The sequence below is a fragment of the Heliomicrobium gestii genome (assembly GCF_009877435.1).
Classification (GTDB): domain Bacteria; phylum Bacillota; class Desulfitobacteriia; order Heliobacteriales; family Heliobacteriaceae; genus Heliomicrobium; species Heliomicrobium gestii.
On the sequence record NZ_WXEX01000017.1, the window covers coordinates 34,300 to 51,750 of the forward strand.

General features: G+C 60.1%; 13 protein-coding genes. 9 read left to right on the forward strand and 4 right to left on the reverse strand.

The features are described 5' to 3' along the window. Positions 1-210 precede the first annotated feature (210 nt). Entirely contained in the window at positions 211-1,278 is a 1,068-nt protein-coding gene (locus tag GTO89_RS15760; RefSeq protein ID WP_161263058.1) for a cytochrome-c peroxidase, read from the reverse strand. A 62-nt stretch (positions 1,279-1,340) separates the two neighbouring features. Beyond that, positions 1,341-3,293 (reverse strand): PhoX family protein, encoded by a 1,953-nt coding sequence (locus GTO89_RS15765; protein ID WP_161263059.1) that lies wholly within the window; start codon positions 3,291-3,293, stop codon positions 1,341-1,343. Positions 3,294-3,634: 341 nt separating this feature from the next. Here GTO89_RS15765 and GTO89_RS15770 point away from each other — a divergent pair, with 341 nt between their 5' ends. After that, positions 3,635-3,973: a hypothetical protein gene (locus GTO89_RS15770; RefSeq protein WP_161263060.1), complete on the forward strand. Its 339-nt coding sequence runs from the start codon at positions 3,635-3,637 to the stop codon at positions 3,971-3,973. 166 nt (positions 3,974-4,139) lie between these two features. On the opposite strand, the gene GTO89_RS15775 is transcribed toward GTO89_RS15770, so the two are convergent. Then, entirely contained in the window at positions 4,140-5,087 is a 948-nt protein-coding gene (locus GTO89_RS15775; protein WP_161263061.1) for a DMT family transporter, read from the reverse strand. A 111-nt stretch (positions 5,088-5,198) separates the two neighbouring features. Between GTO89_RS15775 and GTO89_RS15780 the strand changes: the two genes are divergently transcribed. Beyond that, positions 5,199-6,656 carry an aminotransferase-like domain-containing protein gene (locus GTO89_RS15780; protein ID WP_161263062.1) on the forward strand — a complete coding sequence of 486 codons (1,458 nt, stop codon included), beginning with the start codon at positions 5,199-5,201 and terminating at the stop codon, positions 6,654-6,656. A 22-nt stretch (positions 6,657-6,678) separates the two neighbouring features. Here GTO89_RS15780 and GTO89_RS15785 read toward each other — a convergent pair whose 3' ends face one another. Further along, the gene (locus GTO89_RS15785; RefSeq protein WP_328793934.1) at positions 6,679-8,430 is read right to left on the reverse strand and encodes a DEAD/DEAH box helicase; all 1,752 of its coding nucleotides are present in this window, start codon (positions 8,428-8,430) and stop codon (positions 6,679-6,681) included. Positions 8,431-8,550: 120 nt separating this feature from the next. On the opposite strand from GTO89_RS15785, the gene GTO89_RS15790 reads away from it, so the two are divergent. The 7 genes from GTO89_RS15790 to GTO89_RS15820 all read left to right on the forward strand — a co-directional run. Then, positions 8,551-9,681 carry a uroporphyrinogen decarboxylase/cobalamine-independent methonine synthase family protein gene (locus GTO89_RS15790; RefSeq protein ID WP_161263063.1) on the forward strand — a complete coding sequence of 377 codons (1,131 nt, stop codon included), beginning with the start codon at positions 8,551-8,553 and terminating at the stop codon, positions 9,679-9,681. Continuing rightward, positions 9,678-9,872, forward strand: a complete 195-nt coding sequence (locus tag GTO89_RS15795; RefSeq protein ID WP_161263064.1) for a YwbE family protein — start codon at positions 9,678-9,680, stop codon at positions 9,870-9,872. The genes GTO89_RS15790 and GTO89_RS15795 overlap by 4 nt, the downstream gene beginning before the upstream one ends. Positions 9,873-9,877: 5 nt before the next feature. Beyond that, positions 9,878-12,523 (forward strand): ATP-dependent helicase HrpB, encoded by a 2,646-nt coding sequence (hrpB, locus tag GTO89_RS15800; RefSeq protein ID WP_235920529.1) that lies wholly within the window; start codon positions 9,878-9,880, stop codon positions 12,521-12,523. Positions 12,524-12,758: 235 nt separating this feature from the next. Beyond that, complete coding sequence (locus GTO89_RS17525; RefSeq protein WP_161263065.1) at positions 12,759-13,223, forward strand: GNAT family N-acetyltransferase; 465 nt, start codon at positions 12,759-12,761, stop codon at positions 13,221-13,223. Positions 13,224-13,394: 171 nt separating this feature from the next. Next, positions 13,395-14,051 carry a phage tail protein gene (locus tag GTO89_RS15810; protein WP_161263066.1) on the forward strand — a complete coding sequence of 219 codons (657 nt, stop codon included), beginning with the start codon at positions 13,395-13,397 and terminating at the stop codon, positions 14,049-14,051. 450 nt (positions 14,052-14,501) lie between these two features. Beyond that, the gene (locus GTO89_RS15815; protein WP_161263067.1) at positions 14,502-15,314 is read left to right on the forward strand and encodes a phage tail protein; all 813 of its coding nucleotides are present in this window, start codon (positions 14,502-14,504) and stop codon (positions 15,312-15,314) included. 220 nt (positions 15,315-15,534) lie between these two features. Continuing rightward, positions 15,535-17,451, forward strand: a 1,917-nt coding sequence (locus GTO89_RS15820) for a DUF4347 domain-containing protein (protein WP_161263068.1), incomplete at its 3' end; no start/stop codon positions are given.

Sequence of the window (17,451 nt, forward strand, 5' to 3'; positions counted from 1 at the left end):
CGCCCCTCGCTTTGGACAAAGTTTTTCCACCACCGGGACCTTTGATAAGGCGAAGGCCGTTGTCGATAAAAAGGCTGCGCCTTTCCCAGCGTTAGTACTCGGGAAAGGCGCAGCCCGGACGGCGAATCTTTTGAATCAAAGGATGGGAATCGTTGAGGTACGTCAAAGCAATGGCGGTCGCGCGATCAAAACCGGCAAAAAATCAGGTCGTCAGGGAATCTGGGGCGGCTCGACGACAATGTCAGGGCCGCTCAGCGCGTTCAGGAAGGCGACGAGGGCCGCTTTCTCCTCGCCGGTCAGGTGCAGGGGAACGAAGTCTTCTGAGACGAACATATTCGTGTGGATCGCTTTGTCGTAATGGTCGATGACCTCTTCCAGTGTGGCCTGGCTGCCGTCATGCATATAGGGCGCTGTTTTGGCCACGTCACGCAACTGGGGGGTGCGGAAGGCGCCTCGCTCGCTGGCGATGCCGGTGACGGCGAAGCGGCCCAGATCGTCGCCTTCGACAGAGAGGTTGTCATAGCCGTGATCGGTGAAGGCGGGGGCGGTGTGGCAGGTGGTGCAGCGGCCCTTGCGGGCGAAGAGTTCCATGCCCCATTTTTGCTGCTGTGTCATGGCGTTGTCGTCGCCAGCCATGAACCGGTCAAAAGGGGTGTCCTTTTGAAGGATCGTCCGTTCAAAGCTGGCCAGGGCTTTGCCGATGTTTTGCGGGGTGATCTCTTCGCCGAAGGCGTCCTGGAAGGCCTGGACGTATTCGGGGACAGCCTTCAGTTCGGCCACCAGTTCCTTCAGATCCTGCTTCATCTCGATGGGGTTTTGGATGGGCTTTAGGGCCTGCTCCTCCAGGGAGAAGACGCTGCCGTCTTGCATCAGTTCCTTGTAGTAAGCGGCATTGATGATCGACGGGGTGTTCCGGACGCCTTTTTGGCCGTTGATGCCCTCGGCGACGCGCTTGCCGTCGGTAAAGGCCTTTTGGGGGTCATGGCAGGTGGCGCAACTGATGGTGTTGTTGGCAGAGAGACGGCGGTCAAAGTAGAGCTTTTTGCCGAGTTCCACTTTTTCCGGCGTCATCTCATTCATGACCGGTACGGGGACGGGGCCCATATCGGCAAAAAACTGGTACTCGAAGCGCAGATAGGCTTCTGGCGTGGAGGTTGGTTGGCCCTGCGTCCCCCCAGCGGGGGCGGCCAGGGAGGAACTGATGAACAGGAAGAACAGGAGCAGGGCAACGCCTGTCGTCATCAGGGTTCCTTTGATGATGGGCACAGTGTATTTCATGGGTTTGCAGGAAGACCCCCTTTGACTGAGATGCTTGGACGCCGGTTGCGATCCGGTGCGGTCTATTTGCTTGTATTTACCATCGAGGTGAGGGAGGGAAGCCCCTGGATATAGCCGACACCGCCGCTTTTTAAGATGCCGTAGGGGGAGGCGGCGAGGGCGTTCATCAACGCCTGCGGGTCGACAGCGGTGATCTTTTTCTTGGCCACCTCATCGCCGGGGTGCTGGAAGTTGCTCATGATGTAGGCGAAGCCGTTGCGGTCATTGGCGAAGGAGAGGCCGGTGGCTTCCGCGCCGGCGGGGACGGAGAGGATGCGGCTCAGGGCGCCCGTATCGATGTTGTAGGCCCAGACGTAGTTGTTCACATGGAGGCTGCTGTCTTCACCGATGAAGAGGGTGCGCAGTTCCTCCGAATAGCTCAGGTTGTCGGGGCTGGCGATCTTGTCCACATTGGCCGTGTTGCCGTAGGCGTCAGCTTCTTTGAGGTCTTCGCCGATGATGAGACCGGCGATGGAGGCGCCCACATAGGCGCTGGGGATGGCGTTTCCGGCGAGGTCTTGCTGGCTGCCGGTCAGTTTCATGGCATAGGTGACGCCGGATTTGCGTTTGGGCAGTTGGATGTGATCGGTCGGGTCTTCGCCCTTGCTGTCCTTTTCCATGCCTTTGCTCTGGTCGGAGATGGCCACGTAGAGCACCTTGTCTTTTTTGTTGATGGCGAGGCCCTCCATCTTGTTCCACTCAGAGGTGGCGCCGAGGATGGCCCCGAAACGGCGCGGCTCCAGGAAGGCCGCTGCCTTTTCCATGCCGGGCTTGACCTTCAGGTATTCGACGCGTTTGTATTCCGAGCGTTCGCTGGAGTACTGTTTGACGGCCGTAAAGCCCTCTTGGGGTTCGCTGGCCGTTTCGAAGATGTCGCTGAATTTGACGCCCTTGTCGATCAGGGTCCGGACCTCGCTGTCGGTGGCGTGGCCGAGTTTGATCCAGGTCAGGTTGCCAGAACCGCCGTTTTCCGTGCCGGTCTGGGTGAAACGGGCGGCGTAAAGGGCGCCGGAGGTGAGGTCTTTTTCTTTGTCGGCGACGTACATGAACAGCATGGTGTAGTCGCCGTCATCGCCGAAGAAGGCGGTGCGGTTGTCGGGCATGACGACCATCAATTCATTGGAACGGCGGCCTAAGCTGTAGTGTTTGACCACCTTGGCCTTGCCGTCGGCGCTGACGGTCACTTCGGAGGGGAAGCCGTATAAGTAAGGATTGGCTTTTGATTCGACGCCGAAGTAGAGGCGGGCGAACTCGCGGGTGTTATTGCGGTCGAACTCACCCTTGTGGATGCGGTTCGCCTTTTCATCGGCCGGCAGGTTTTCTTCCAGTTCAAACTGGCGGGCGTCGGGCTCATATTCCTCGGAACTGAGGTGGCTGTTCCAGGGCGAGAGGGAGCCGTTGCAGGGCACCCAGATGCCGTCGATGGAAGAGACATCGATCTTATCCGCCTTGGCGACCTTCAGTTCGCCCGTCTTCTTGTCCTGGTCCAGCTTGCTCAGGACCATGGAGGCGGGGATGCGCCGCCAGGCGTCATGGCCGGTGCTGTCGACTGAGGTGTATTCCAGGTGGGTGACCAGGTAGAGGTTTTTGTCAATGGGCTGGAGGAGGCTGTTGGCGTCGGGGCAGTCCGATACGTAGGTGACAGGCAGATCGGTGACGCTTTTATCGGTGATCGGGTTTCCTTTCACATCAAGGGGTGTGCCGGCGGCGATCTTTTTTCCCTTCAGGGAGATCAAGCCGTCGGAGGTCTTGTACAGCTCCTTATAGGAGAGGGGAAAGGTTTTTTTGGCGCCGCCGGCATAGGTGACCTCCACGGAAGCGGTGGAGTAGGGCTTGGCCATCTCTTCGACGGTCGTCGGCGCCGGCATTCCTTTGAACTGAACCGATTGGATGGCCGGTGTTGCCGCAACCGCCGGTGTGACCGCCGGGAGCATTAGCCCTGCCGTCAAGGCCAGGGACAGAAACTTATTGCCCATGCGAATCCTCCTGAACATGATAATAGGAATGAGAATGATGACGAGTAACAGGTTAATTGAACAAAAATCATGTTAAAAAGGAATTATGTGGAGTTTATCTTTCGGTAAAAAGTGAGGAGCGTCCTGGGCGGTCACATTCACGTGCAGTGAACCTCCCAGGGCGCTCCTTTGTCTCTGTCGCCCATCCCTATCCACGGCGAGGGGACGTGGCATGGTGTTGTGCTGTTCGTTGCAATCACATTAAGAGTTTGCTCTCTCATGGGCAAAGCCGGCGGTTAAGCGAGAAGTAGGGTATACTTTAAAGTGAGCAAACGTCTTCGCGATGACATAAGGGGGTTGCCATGAGTACCACTGGATTTACTGCCTCTCCCGCGACCGATTCTCCCGCGACGGAATGGGGAGACCTAGCGGAGCGGATGCGTTTGTTGAGTGAGCGCAGCCAGCGATTCAGTCAACAGATTCCCCAGGTGCAGTCGAACATCCGCAAAGCCCAAGAGAGCATGGCTGTCACTCGCAACGCCTGGGCGGAGATCTGCCGGGAGGTCAGCAGCCAGACGGGGCTCCTGGCCGCGACACTGGTCACGCTCAACGACATCAGCCTCATCGGTTCTCGAACCGACCGGTCCAGCTTCGGACTGGGAGTTGCCCCGGCAATGCGGGGGCGCGTGGTGAACGGGTAACGGTTGGTCAGAGGTCCAATGTTCTATGTTCAATGTCTAACGGTCCGATGTCTGATGTCCGATGTTCAATGTCTTTGCTTCAACGCCATTCGCTTTCACACAGGAAATCAGATGAAGGAATGTCTGCCTTGATACTGTAAGTTGCCGGCCCGTGTCGGCAGCTTTTTTATTGTTCCTGTCGTTGCAATGTGTCGGCTTGCCGCGCCGGCATCGACGGCAGGAGCGTTTGGAGGACCTTCCAGTTGACGAGCAGCACGCCGGAGAGCACCGAGATAAGGCCGATGAAGGTGTAGGCGGTCAGGCTTTCCCCGGCCCACCAAAATCCGACGAACTGGGCGATGATCGGCGAGACATAGGTCCAGGTGGACGGGAAGAGGGGGTTCGTCGCCCGGACAAGCCAGTAATAGGTCCCATGACCGATGAGGGAGCCGAAGACGGTGAGGTAGACCCATGCCCCCAGGATCTCCCTGTTCCACGGTTGCCCCTGGCCGTGCTCAAAGAGGGCCGATAAAAGGAGCAACAGGAGGCCGCCGGCGATCATCTGGGCGGCATTGAACAGGTAGGGATTGACGCCGCTGCTGAGGGCGGCCTTGGAGCGGACGGCCCCCATCGCGTAGGTCCCTTGGGCCAGCAGGATGGCGATGACGGCGATCAGCGCCAGCGTGCCGGTGGTTCCCCCTTGCAGGGTCGGGTAGACGGCGATGCCAACGCCGGCGAGACCGAGAACCAGGCCGAACAGCTTGGCGGGGGTGAAAACGGCGTTGCCGGAACCGGCGCGACCTTTTCGTTGCACCTGTTCGACCAGGCTGACTTTGAGCGGAGCCGTGGCGGCCAGCAGGGCGGCGAGCCCGGAGGTGATGTACTGCTCTCCCCAGTAGAGGGAGGCGAAGAGCATGCCGGTCATGGTGACGCCCACGTAGGTGGCATCCTGCCACTGCTGTCGTGACAGGGTGGCGCCTGCCTTCCAGCGGAAAAAGGCGAAGACGGCGAGGCCGGCCAGGAGGAAGCGCATGCCGGCGAAGAAAAAGGGCTGAACCCCGGCCCCCAGGCCGACTTTGATGGCGAGAAAGGTGGTCCCGAAAATGGCGCACATGAGCGCGTAGGCTCCGAGCATGTTCTCCTCATCCCCTTGCTGTATCGATAACACTTCGGTAAGATAGCCTTATCAAAGCATTGTCTTCCCATAACAGTCAACGGATGAGTAGAACAGTTGGGGGCCTGTCTGATGAAGATTGATCTGGACCGCAGCAAAGAGCCGTCCTTGCGGGAGCAAATCTGCGCCGGGATCGCCGAGCGTATCCGTTCGGGGTTGCTGCAACCGGGGGAGCAACTGCCCTCTGTCCGGCAACTGGCCCAGGACCTCGGGGTGAGCCTGATGACGGCGGTGCAGGCCTATGGGCTGTTGGAAAAACGGGGGCTCGTCGAGTCGGTTCAGGGCAGGGGCACCTTTGTCCGCGAGCGGGCGATAGCGACGGAGGCCTCGGGCGATCCCTTCGGGTGGCAACTGGCGATCGGCGATTACCTCCCCCGGGCGAGTTTTTGGAGCCAGAGCGCCGTCCGCTTGCCGCCGGAGATCCTCGATCTGGCCACCGCCTCGATCCATCACTCCCTGTTGCCGCTGCCCCTTCTGGAGGCCTCTATTCAGAGCGCCCTCAAACAAGCGCCCCAATCGTTGGGGCGGTATGCGCCTTTTCAGGGCGATCCCGAGTTTTTGGCGGTGGTGGCCGGCTACTTGCAGCGGCAGGGGCTTTCTCTCTCGACGCACCAGTTGATCATCACTAACGGCACCCAGCAGGGGATCGATCTCTTCGCGCGCACTTTTTTGGGGCCCAACGATGTGCTGGCGATGGAGGCGCCGGCGTTTTCCGGCGCTATCGACGCCTTCCGGTTGAGTCATGGCCATATCGTGCCGGTGCCTGTCGACCGGGAGGGCATCCGGCTGGAGATCTTGGAAGACCTGTCGTTGCAGATGCGGATCAAAGCCATCTACGTAGTGCCGACTTACCAGAACCCGACGGGCAGCGTCATGTCCCTCCAACGGCGCAAGGCGTTGATCGATTTTGCCGTAGCGGCGGGGGCGCTGATCCTCGAAGATGAGCCCCACCGCGAGTTGACGCTGGCGGACAAAGGAACAGGGCGGTTGCCGCCGCCCTTGAAGGCCCTCGATCCGGACGGCCGGGTGGTCTATCTGAAGGGATTCAGCAAGTTTCTTTTCCCTGGCTTGCGCTTGGGCGTGCTGGCCGCTGACGGCGCTTTGTACCGGCGGCTCCTGGCGGCCAAATCGATCGTCGACCTGGGCTCCCCCTTGTGGCTGCAAAAGGCGCTGGTTCCTTTTTTTCAAAATCCCCAACTTCCCCGGTACATCGACCGGCTCAACAGCATCCTGCTGCAGCGCAGCCGACAGGTGGCCGACACGCTGTCCCGGCGACTCAGCCCGGCCATCCGCTGGCAGCGGCCCCAAGGGGGCATGCACCTGTGGGTGACGCTGCCCCCTTTTTTGGATGCCGACAGCCTGCTTCCCGAGGCGCACCGGCGCGGCATTCACTTTCTGCCGGGTTCCATCTTTTACCCAGGGGAACCGGAGTCCAACCACCTCCGGATCTGTTGGACGAACCTCGCCGACGCGGAGTTGCCGGGGGCGCTGGAGTGTCTCTGCGATGTGCTCAATGAGGCGGTCCGGTGAATGGCGCCTGCGGACCTCCCGTTCAATGAGTGGGTGGGCTTGGCGGGGCGTGTTGTGGCTTGCCACCGACTTTTGGTCCGCGGCCCTGTCCGCCGATGCCGCTACCGCCGGCCGGGGCGGCAGCGAAGTGACGACCGCTGAAGTGGCCCCCGCCTTTTCCGGCGAAGCGACCGCCGCCTCGGGCATAACGACCGCCGCCAGGGCTACTGCCGGGGCCGCCCCCAGCGGCGCCGGTTGTCCGCCCGGCGGCCTTGCTGAGCGTCCCTGCGCCGCTGCTTTTGTCGCGGCGGCCCCCGGCGTCGCCATAAGCGCCGCGGTGGGCGCCGCCCGGCGATTGGCGTTGACCGCCGCGGAAGTCGCCGTCCCGGAAGTTGCCGCCGCCAAAGCGCTGTTTCTGGCGGGGGTAGCCAGTGCCCGCTTTGGATTTGAAGGGCGCTTTGAAGCCCTTGCGGACGCGGAGCGGCGCTTCCGGGGTGAGACGGATCTCGACGTCTTTCGTCGTCTTTGTCATCAGTTTCAAGGCGGCGGCCAGCAGCGTCACAGAATCTTCCCTGTCGAGGAGTTCTTCGGCGCGGCTCCGATAGGCGTCGATCTTGCCCTCTTCGACGACCCGCAGCAGTTTGTCCATGGCCATGCTCTGCAAACCAGCGGCAGCTTCGGTGACGGTGGGGATGGTCATGCGGATCATCTTGCGTTTGGTCACCGATTCGATGGTCCGCAGGTGGTCCATCTCGCGGGGGGTGACGAAGGTGAGCGCCAGGCCCGCTTTGCCGGCCCGGCCGGTGCGGCCGATGCGGTGGACATACCCCTCGGGATCTTGGGGAATGTCAAAGTTGTAGACATGGGTGACGCCGCTGATATCGAGGCCGCGGGCGGCGACGCCGGTGGCGACAAGGATGTCGACGACGCCGGAGCGGAACTGGCGGAGGACGCTCTCCCGCTTGCCCTGGGTCAGATCGCCGTGGATCCCTTCGGCCGGGTAGCCTCGTTTTTTCAGGGCTTCTGTCAGTTCGTCGACGCGCCGTTTCGTGCGGCCAAAGATGATGGCCAGTTCGGGCGACTGGATGTCCAAAAGGCGGCTCAGGACGTCGAACTTTTCCCGCTCCTGCAGTTCGATGTAGGATTGTTCGATGAGTGGGACGGTGACTTCTTTGGTCTGGGTGCGGATGACCTGCGGGTGTTTCAGGTATCGTTCCGCCAGGGACTGGATCGGCCGGGGCATGGTGGCCGAGAAGAGAAGGGTCTGCCGCGTGTCGGGCGTTTCCTTCAGGATCGTTTCAATGTCTTCCATGAATCCCATGTCCAGCATCTCGTCGGCCTCATCGAGAACGACCATGGCGATCTCAGCGAGTCGCACCGTTTTGCGGCGCATGTGGTCCATCAGCCGGCCCGGTGTGGCGACGACGATAGGCGGGTGTTTTTTCAAGGCTCGGATCTGGCGGACCATGTCCTGGCCGCCGTAGATGGGCAGCGCCGTGACACCGGCCTTGTGGCCGATCCGGTTCAGTTCTTCGGCGACCTGGATGCAGAGTTCGCGCGTCGGTGTCAGGACGAGGGCCTGCAAGCGGTCCGGCTCATTCTTGACGTTCTCGATGAGGGGGATGCCGAAGGCGGCTGTCTTTCCCGTCCCCGTTTGGGCCTGCCCGATCAGATCGGTCCCGGCCAGCGCCGGCGGGATGGTCTGTTCCTGAATCGGCGTGGGCTCTTCAAAGCCCATCTCGTTCAGGGACTTTAGGATCGGCTCGCTGATTCCCAAGCTGATGAATTTGTCCAATCGTTCACCCTCCCATGATGGATGCTGGGTATAGGGTGACTCCGTTGGGGACGGCCTATGACGATCTGTGAAGGAAGATTGAAGGCAAGAATCAATGTATGTGTGAGGATGGTGTCGCCATTGTTTCCGATCGTGACGGCCATGGGCAGCCTGCCTGTGGAGAGTTATGAAGATGCCAAAGCGTTGGTGGCGTCCGGGTGTCCCCAGGCGCCGCACTGCCCGCAGCTTCCCAGGATCTTCCGGGAGGATTTGCTGTTGGAACAGGGGATCGCGCCCTGGGAGCGGGCCGGATTGATCCAGCGGCGTCCTGACGGGCGGCCGATCGTCGACCGCTCGGCCAGCGGCTTTGCCGAGGCCTTGGCGCGGTTTTCCCGCATCTGCGGTGTCGGGGAGTGCGGCGTCGACGAGCCCATCGAGTGGTACAGCAATGACGAGTCTCTGTTTGCCGATCAAAGCCCCACCTATCTTCGCTTCCGCCAAGAATTGCTGGAGCGGGCATGGCCGGGGAAACCGAACTGGGTGAAGGCGCAGTTGGCCGGTCCGCTGACGATCGCCCGTTATGTGACCGATGAGCGGGGGGCGGCCTTGCTGGACGATCCGGAACTGCGGGAACTGGTGGTGGCGTCGGCGGCGCTGCAGGCGGCTTGGCTGGCCAGCGATCTGCGCCGGTTGCCCTGGCCGGTGATGATCTTTATCGACGAGCCGGGGTTGACGGGCATGGGCGGCATCAAAGAGGCCGGCAATACCGGTGCGGAAGAAGACCTCTCCACTGCTCCCGATGACGATTTCATCAGCCGGGCTGTCGGGGCCATGGCCCAGGCGATCGGCCAGACGGGGGCGCTGGCGGGGCTCCACTGCTGCGGCGAGGCGGACTGGTCGCCGATCCTCGGCAGCGGGGTGCACATCGCCAGTTTTGACGCCTGCCGCCATTTCGAGGGGATGCTCCGCCAGGCCGAAGCGGTGGAGCGCTTCTTGAGTCGCGGCGGCCTCCTGGCCTGGGGGATTGTGCCGACGGAGCCTGAGGCGCTGGCGGCGGCAACGGCGGAGGGAATCCTGGGACAGTTGGGCGAGCAGATGGCGGCGTTGGCGAGCCGGGGCGTCTCCGGTGAGGCGTTGCGGCGGCAGATGATCGTCACGCCAGCCTGCGGATACGGGTTGCGAACGGTGGCAGAGGCGGAAAAAGCCTATAACCTGCTCGGGCAGTTGGCTGCCTGGGCCGGAAAAACCGGCGGAAGGGGGATACGGCTGTGAACGGAAAGGAACGCAAAAATATCCGGCCAGGCTGCCGCGTAAAGATCGTCCAAAAGCAGCACCAGCGGACGGGGGAACTGACGACAGGCGTCGTCAAGGACATCCTGACAAAAAGCCCCACCCATCCCCATGGGATCAAGGTGCGGCTGGAGAATGGGATCGTGGGACGGGTGCAAGAGGTCATGGAGTAGGCGAGATGGACGAGGCGAGGGCGGCGGGCGGCCGGACCTTGGAGAGGAAGGCGGATCGGATCAGCGCGCGGGAAGCAGCGAAGGAGGAGTGCGACATGATGACAACACTGCCGATCGAGGCGAGTCTGCCGGCGTTGCGGGAAGCCCTGGCGAATCGGACGAGCGCCGTGCTCGTGGCGCCGCCCGGCGCAGGCAAGACGACGCGGATTCCCCTGGCGTTGCTCGACGCGCCCTGGCTGGCCGGACGGCGTATCGTCATGCTGGAGCCGCGCCGCTTGGCCGCCCGTGCCGCCGCCCGGCACATGGCGGCCACCCTTGGTGAAGCGGTGGGTGAGACGGTGGGGTTTCGGGTCCGGTTGGAGACACGGGTTGGGCCAAGGACGCGCGTCGAGGTGGTCACCGAGGGAGTGCTCACGCGGATGCTGCAGACCGACCCCGCCCTGGAGGGCGTAGGATTGGTCATCTTTGACGAGTTTCATGAGCGGAGCCTGGCGGCCGATCTGGGATTGGCCCTCTGCCAGCAGTCCCAGGAACTGTTGCGGGAGGATCTACGGATCTTAGTCATGTCGGCGACGGTGGATGCCGCGCCGATCGCCGCGCTTCTGGGCGATGGGCCGGTCATCGCCAGTGAGGGACGGCTGTACCCGGTGGAAACGCGGTACCTGGAGCGGCGCGCCGAGGGGCCCATCGAGGCGCTGGTGGCGCGGATGGTCCGGGAGGCCCTGACGAAAGAAGAGGGCGACATCCTGGTCTTTTTGCCGGGCGCCCGGGAGATTGGGCGGGTAGCGGCGCGGCTGGCCGAGATGGGACTGGAAGGGGAATCGACGCGTCTTTGTCCGCTCCATGGCAGCCTGCCGCTCGACGCGCAGGACCGGGCGATTGCCCCGAGCCCGGCCGGAGTTCGCAAGGTCGTTCTCGCCACATCGATTGCCGAGACAAGCCTCACCGTGGAAGGGGTGCGCCTTGTCATCGACAGCGGTCTCATGCGCGTGCCCCGCTTTTCGCCGCGCACGGCGATGACGCGGCTGGAGACGATTCCTGTCTCACGGGCGTCGGCCGATCAGCGCCGGGGCCGGGCGGGGCGATTGGGACCGGGGATTTGTTACCGCCTCTGGACGCAGCCGGAGGATCTGCGCCTGGCGCCGCAGGGCAACCCGGAGATCCTGGAGGCTGACCTGGCGCCCCTGGCCCTGGAACTGGCGGCCTGGGGCGTCAGCGATCCGGGCGAACTGCGGTGGCTCGATGGGCCGCCGGGGGCCGCCTTTGCCCAGGCCCGGGCGTTGTTGCGCCAACTGGGGGCGATCGAGGCGGGTGGCGCGCCTGGGGCAACGGGGGCAATGGGCGCGATCACCCCGCAAGGGCGGCGCATGGCCGAGGCCGGACTGCATCCCCGGCTGGCCCGCATGATCCTGGAGGCGATCCCGCTGGGACTGGGGGATCTGGCCTGTGAACTGGCCGCGATCCTCAGTGAGCGGGATTTTCTGCGCGCCCAAGGGATGGCGCCGGACGCCGATCTGCGGCTGCGCCTGGAGGCGATGGCCTCACCCGATTGCGGCGGCGGCGCGTACGGATTTGCTGTCGATCAGGCGGCGCGCCGGCGGATTCTTGCCGAGGCGAAGGCCTTGAAAAAGGTGTTCGGACAGAAGGATGTGCAAGGGAAGCGTTCACCCGCCAGTCGTGGCGCCGATATCGACGCCTGTGGTCGCTTGCTCTCCTTTGCCTATCCGGATCGGATCGGGCAGCGGCGGCCTGACGGCCGTTTTCTTTTGCGCAATGGGCGAGGCGCTTCCTTTGGCGGGCACCAGTCCCTGGGCGCATCGCCTTACCTGGTGGCGGCGGATCTAGATGATCAGGGAACGGAGAGCCGGATCCTTCTGGCGGCTCCGGTGTCTCTGGAGGAATTGGAACGGCATTTTCAGGGCGAGATAGAAACAGAAGAGCGGGTCATCTGGGAGCGAGCCGGCCAGGCGGTGCGAGCGCAACAGCGCAAACGACTGGGCGCGTTGGTGCTTCGCGAAGGGCGGCTCACCGACGCCGCTCCGGAAGTGATTCGGGCGGCGTTGCTGAGCGGTATCCGTGAGGAAGGGTTGGCCATCCTGCCTTGGACAAAGGCTGCCGAGCAGTTGCGACAACGAATCCGGTTCATGGCCCGCTGGGAACCGGGTTGGCCGGATCTGTCCGATGGCGCGCTCCTGGCGAGGTTGGACGATTGGCTTGGTCCCAGTGTGGACGGAATGAAGAGCCGCGAGGATCTGCAGCAGATCGATCTGGCAGGGATTCTCGAGTGGATGCTGCCCTGGGAAAAGCGCCGGGAACTTGATGACGGCGCGCCGACCCATATCGTCGTGCCCAGCGGCCGGCGCGCGCCCATCGATTATGGAGAGCCGGATGCGCCGGTGCTGGCCGTCCGGCTTCAGGAGATGTTCGGTCTTCACGACACCCCGCGGCTGTGCCATGGCCGGGTCCCTTTGACCATTCATCTGCTCTCGCCGGCGCAACGTCCGGTGCAGATCACCCGGGATCTGGCCAGTTTCTGGCGGGAGGGTTATTTTGCGGTGCGCAAAGACCTGAAAGGGCGGTATCCGAAACACTATTGGCCGGAGGATCCCACGGCTGCAATTCCGACGAGCCGGGTGCGGCCGGAGCGGTAATACGACCGTTTATGATATCTGGGTACACAGGCGAAAGGGTTGACGCAAAGAAAAAGTGAATATTCGGTCTAATTTAGTCATTTTTTCACGAATCATAAGGTAAAATTGATTGACATGGGATATCTGGAAACCTATATTTAAACCAAGAAAATAATCCCTTCAATAGAAGAAAGATGCCCCGAAGGTAAAATGGAGTCGCAAACGATTGGATACTTCATGGTAGGGAGACGGAACTGTGAACACCACCCTGCGTCCGGTAGAAGCGAGCGACGACCTCTTCCTGTTTCAGATCTTCATTTCCAGCCGGCCTGATCTGGATTGGATAACCGGCATAGACGAAGCGTCGAGAGCAAGGCTGTTACGGCAGCAGTTTTTCGCGGAGGAGCAGGGAAACGCCGATGCGGAGCGCTACATCGTATTGCTGAAGGGAGCGCCCATCGGCCGGCTTTATATGCGGGAGGATGCGTCTTCGATCCATATTCGCAACCTGGCTTTGTTGCCGGAGTACCGCAATCAGGGCATTGGAAGCCGGTTGTTGCGCTCGATGATGGAGCGGGCGGTCGAAGCCCGGAAGCCGGTGCGGTTTTCCGTGATGTGGTTTAACGGCGCGGCCCGGGCGCTCTATGAACGACTGGCCTTTCGGGTGGTTCAGGACACGGGCGTTTGCTGTGAGATGGAGTGGCATCCTCCGCTCGCCTGAGGGAAACGAAGCGTTTACGGTGGAACGCCGCTTTTTCGTGGAACGCCGCATAGCGACACGGGAAAGGGTTTTACATAAGGCGCCTCCCCCTTTCGACGAGGTTGATCTCTTTCGCCGGCGGTAGGGGGAAACGTTGTTGCGGGTGAAAAGTGTGAAGGGAGCGGTTGTCTAATGGGTGACTTTTTTATCGGAACGATCCTGCCGTGGGCCTGTGTGCGCGCGCCACAGGGGTGGATGTTTTGTGAGGGCCAAGAGTTGCCGGTCAATCAGAACCAAGCGATATTTTCGTTGATCGGATTTACCTATGGAGGAAATGGCTCGACTACCTTCAAACTGCCCGACCTGCGCGGCCGCTGCCCTGTCGGCGTCGGCGTGCTCTCTACGGAACCCAGAATGTTTAATCAGGGGGAAGCTAAAGGGACGACGCAGGTGATGTTGTCAACGAACAACCTGCCGCCGCACGCTCATGCCATCAACACGACGGCGAAGCCGACGATCTCGTTCAGTGGTTCCGGAACCGTGCAGATTCCCGCCACTAAAGATACGACGGGAGGATCGGGTGTTCCTTCGGACAATAATATTCTCGGTTCAGCGATATATAGCAGCAAACCGGTGCCGATGTATTACAGCGGGCCAAGCGCTACGCCGAGCAATAATGTCAAGCTTACCGGCGGCACGGTTACGATGAATGTTACGGCTACGCCAGATATCCCCATAACAGGCGCGACGAGCAACACCGGCGCGGGAACTGCCGTTGACAAAATGCCGCCCTATTTGACCATCCGGTTTATCATCTGCCTGAGTGGCCTCTACCCGGACCTGCAGTAGGGAAAGGATCTTTGTAGGGATAACATCGCCGGAGTGACGTAAGAAAAAAAGATCTGAACTTGTACTGGCAGAAGTTCAGGTCTTTTTTGTAGCCCATTGAAAACAGACGTAGATTCACTAGATCTCATTCTGGCGTGTCCGTTACGCTTTATAAGGGAAAATATTCCACGAAAAAACCGATGCCTCTATAAATAGTATGCATGTAAAAAACAGACACGGAAATAGAGGGCAGGAGTGAAGACCGCGAAGAAGTGTATTGCTTTGAACAAATCCTAATGTTGCAATAATTGACAAAGCACTTTCGCGTAAGTATAGTTAACCCAAGATAGTTTTACCAATAAAGACAAAAAATCTTTGCTGTGCGAGTAAGATTCGGGAATCTTCTGACGCCGTTGTCTTCTCGCTATTTTCGCTGATCTGTTGTGCGCAACGATAGTTATGGAGGTTTTTATGGACGCATTTATAGGCACGATTCTACCCTGGCCATTGGAATGGGCGCCACGAGGATGGGCCTTGTGCCAAGGGCAAACTCTCCCCATCGCCCAGAACCAGGCTTTGTTCTCCCTGCTGGGCAACCGGTATGGCGGAGATGGGAAAACGACCTTCGGGCTACCCGATTTGCGAGGGCGCATCCCGCTGGGCATGAACTCGACTTCAGCCGCCGGCGCTGTTTATCCCATCGCACAAAAAGGGGGAAATGCGGCTGTCACGCTTACCCTTAGTCAAGTGCCGCTTGCGTCCCATTCCCATCCGGCTATGATGACAGCTTCGCTTAGCAATCCCACGTTCAGCAACGGAACAATTACCAACGGGGCGATCAGCAACGGCACGATCACCAACGGCGCCATTACCAATGGGACAATCACGAACGGTACTTGTACGGTCACTCTCCCGCCGTTGGCGACGGATACGCCTGGAAGCACGACGGCGTCTCCCTCGACAAGCACCTGTCTTGGGCAGGTAACCGATTCGGGAAAAAAACCCGGAGCGATATACAGCACAAATACGCCGAATATTCGGCTGAACACTGGCAGCGCCACCGGAACCGTAAGCGGTTCAGTAACTGGCTCCGTAACCGGGTCTGTAACCGGAACGGTAAGCGGCTCTGTAACCGGAACTGTTTCGGCGGGTGTGACGGGCAACGTGACTGTCGGGGCCAACACCCCGATTGCACCCACACAACCGGTCAACATCTTACCGCCCTACCTGGTGCTAAACTACATCATCTGCTTGATAGGATATTATCCCGAAAGAGACAGTTAGGTCGCTGTTCAGAAGATCTCAATGAATTTGCCGCTCCGATAGAGTCGCCTTAAACAGACCATTCTCCCAGGTGCGTTATGACAATTGATGTCCCAACAAAAAAGAAGGGGGAGTAGCAGCTCCTCCTTTTGGATTTTGAGAAAAAAGAGGTGAGTCGCTAACGTTTTGAATGAAAAAGACCATGATGAAGTGGAGAATGTTGGACGAAGGGGGAAAAAAGGTGCGTAATCTAAACCATACGAGACCAAGGAATGGCACTTCCGCATCCACCAACAGGGTTGTTAGAAAAATCATTAGTTTTATTGCCATATTTACCTTACTCATATCGAATCTGTACGTATTGCCGGGGTACGCCTTTTCCGGACCTCGGGAAATCGTGTTTATCGACAACAACGTGGATGATTATCAAACCCTAGCGGACGGCGTAGGAAACGAAGCAGAAGTACATATCCTGGATGCTGCAAAAGACGGTCTCGCTCAAATGGCAAACATTTTATCGGGGCGGAGCGACATCGACGCCCTCCATGTGCTCTCCCATGGCGCCGCAGCTGCGGTCGAACTGGGGGCGCTCCGATTGACAGAGGAAACCCTGCCTGACCATATTAACGATCTGAAAAATATTGGAAGCGCATTGCGGCCGGGTGGCGATGTTTTATTTTATGGCTGCAATATCGCCGAAGGAGAAAAAGGACGGAAGTTTATTGCCGACGTGGCCGCTGCGATTGGCAGAGATGTGGCGGCTTCCGACGACAGAACCGGTTCTAGCGATAAGAAGGGGAACTGGCAGCTAGAAGCGGCGACCGGAGACATTTCAACAAAGAGCCTGTCTGTTCAGAAATGGAAGGGCGATCTGGCGATCGACACGACCCACCTCATCGGCAACTTCTATTCGACCGTTCCCGGTGAGGGGTTGACCGGAGGCGTTACGGTGGCCAATGATAACGACTGGCACACCTATACGCTGACGTTTACCGCAACGGAAGCCAATACGGCCATTAGTTTTTTGTTCCGGAATGAACCGAGCGCTTTTTTTGTGGATGATTTCAGCGTGAAACGCGTAGGCGACAATACAGAACTCCTGATAAACGGAGGGATGGAAAAAGGGGTCGTCACCGGCACCTTGCTGAACGATAAACCGAGTCAACCGAAAGACTGGAGTCTCATTGGAACCCCAACGGTTAATGCGGGCGGGGCGGTATATAATGACCTACACAAGATAGACGAAAGTGATCCGAACGAAATACCGACTATACCCTATGCGAAAACAGGCCTGTTCTACTGGATGGACGGGGCCATGGGTGGTTTCGATGGCATTCAGCAAGTGATTCCCACCCAAATCGGCCAAACATATACGTTATCCTTTGCCCTAAAAAACGCGGGTGCTTGGAACGGAACCCAGGCAGACACCACAGGGGTGTCTAATGGGGACATTACGCAGGTTCTCGTTTACGCAGGCGGGCTGCCGGGTGGCTTCACCGTTACGCCTGCGCCGGTAGAGTGGCTTTCCAGCGTCGCAGGCCAAACAGCCGGCAGTGCCGGCGGCGGCGATGGAAGCAGCGCAGGAAGCGCGATTACATGGGATGTGAATGTGGGCGAAGCGAAAGGGAGCCTGTCGCTCTCTGACATTGCCGCTGCTCCTGGCGCGACCGTAAATCTGTATTCTAACGCGGCATTCACCACAGAGGTGACGGGATCAGACACGATTGCGCTGACTGGGGGCGGCGCGACCACCGCCTATATCAGGGTAACGTCGCAAGATACGTCGACGGTCAGTTACTATGCTGTCACAATTCATCGTCCGGCCAGCAGTAACGCCGGGTTGACGAGCGTGGCGGGACAGACGGGCACGCCTGGTGGTGGAACGGGCGCTGATGCCAGCCATCCGATCACCTGGTCGGTGAATGTAGCGGGCGCGAAAGGGACGCTGTCGACGGCGGACATCGCCGTGGCGCCCGATGCGACCTTCAAGCTCTTCTCTAACGCGGGATACACCGCAGAGGTGACGGGGTCGAACACCATCACTCTGACGGATGGTGGCGCGACGACAGCGTACATCAAGGTGACGGCGCAGGATACGACAACGGCCAAATACTATGCCGTGACGATCAACCGGGCGGCGTCGGACTCCACGCCGCCG

Excerpts from the sequence above, each read along its gene's own strand:
- GTO89_RS15760 (WP_161263058.1), bottom strand. The coding sequence starts at position 1,278 with ATGAAATACACTGTGCCCATCATCAAAGGAACCCTGATGACGACAGGC.
- GTO89_RS15765 (WP_161263059.1), bottom strand. The coding sequence starts at position 3,293 with ATGGGCAATAAGTTTCTGTCCCTGGCCTTGACGGCAGGGCTAATGCTC.
- GTO89_RS15770 (WP_161263060.1), top strand. The coding sequence starts at position 3,635 with ATGAGTACCACTGGATTTACTGCCTCTCCCGCGACCGATTCTCCCGCG.
- GTO89_RS15775 (WP_161263061.1), bottom strand. The coding sequence starts at position 5,087 with ATGCTCGGAGCCTACGCGCTCATGTGCGCCATTTTCGGGACCACCTTT.
- GTO89_RS15780 (WP_161263062.1), top strand. The coding sequence starts at position 5,199 with ATGAAGATTGATCTGGACCGCAGCAAAGAGCCGTCCTTGCGGGAGCAA.
- hrpB (WP_235920529.1), top strand. The coding sequence starts at position 9,878 with ATGGACGAGGCGAGGGCGGCGGGCGGCCGGACCTTGGAGAGGAAGGCG.
- GTO89_RS15810 (WP_161263066.1), top strand. The coding sequence starts at position 13,395 with ATGGGTGACTTTTTTATCGGAACGATCCTGCCGTGGGCCTGTGTGCGC.
- GTO89_RS15815 (WP_161263067.1), top strand. The coding sequence starts at position 14,502 with ATGGACGCATTTATAGGCACGATTCTACCCTGGCCATTGGAATGGGCG.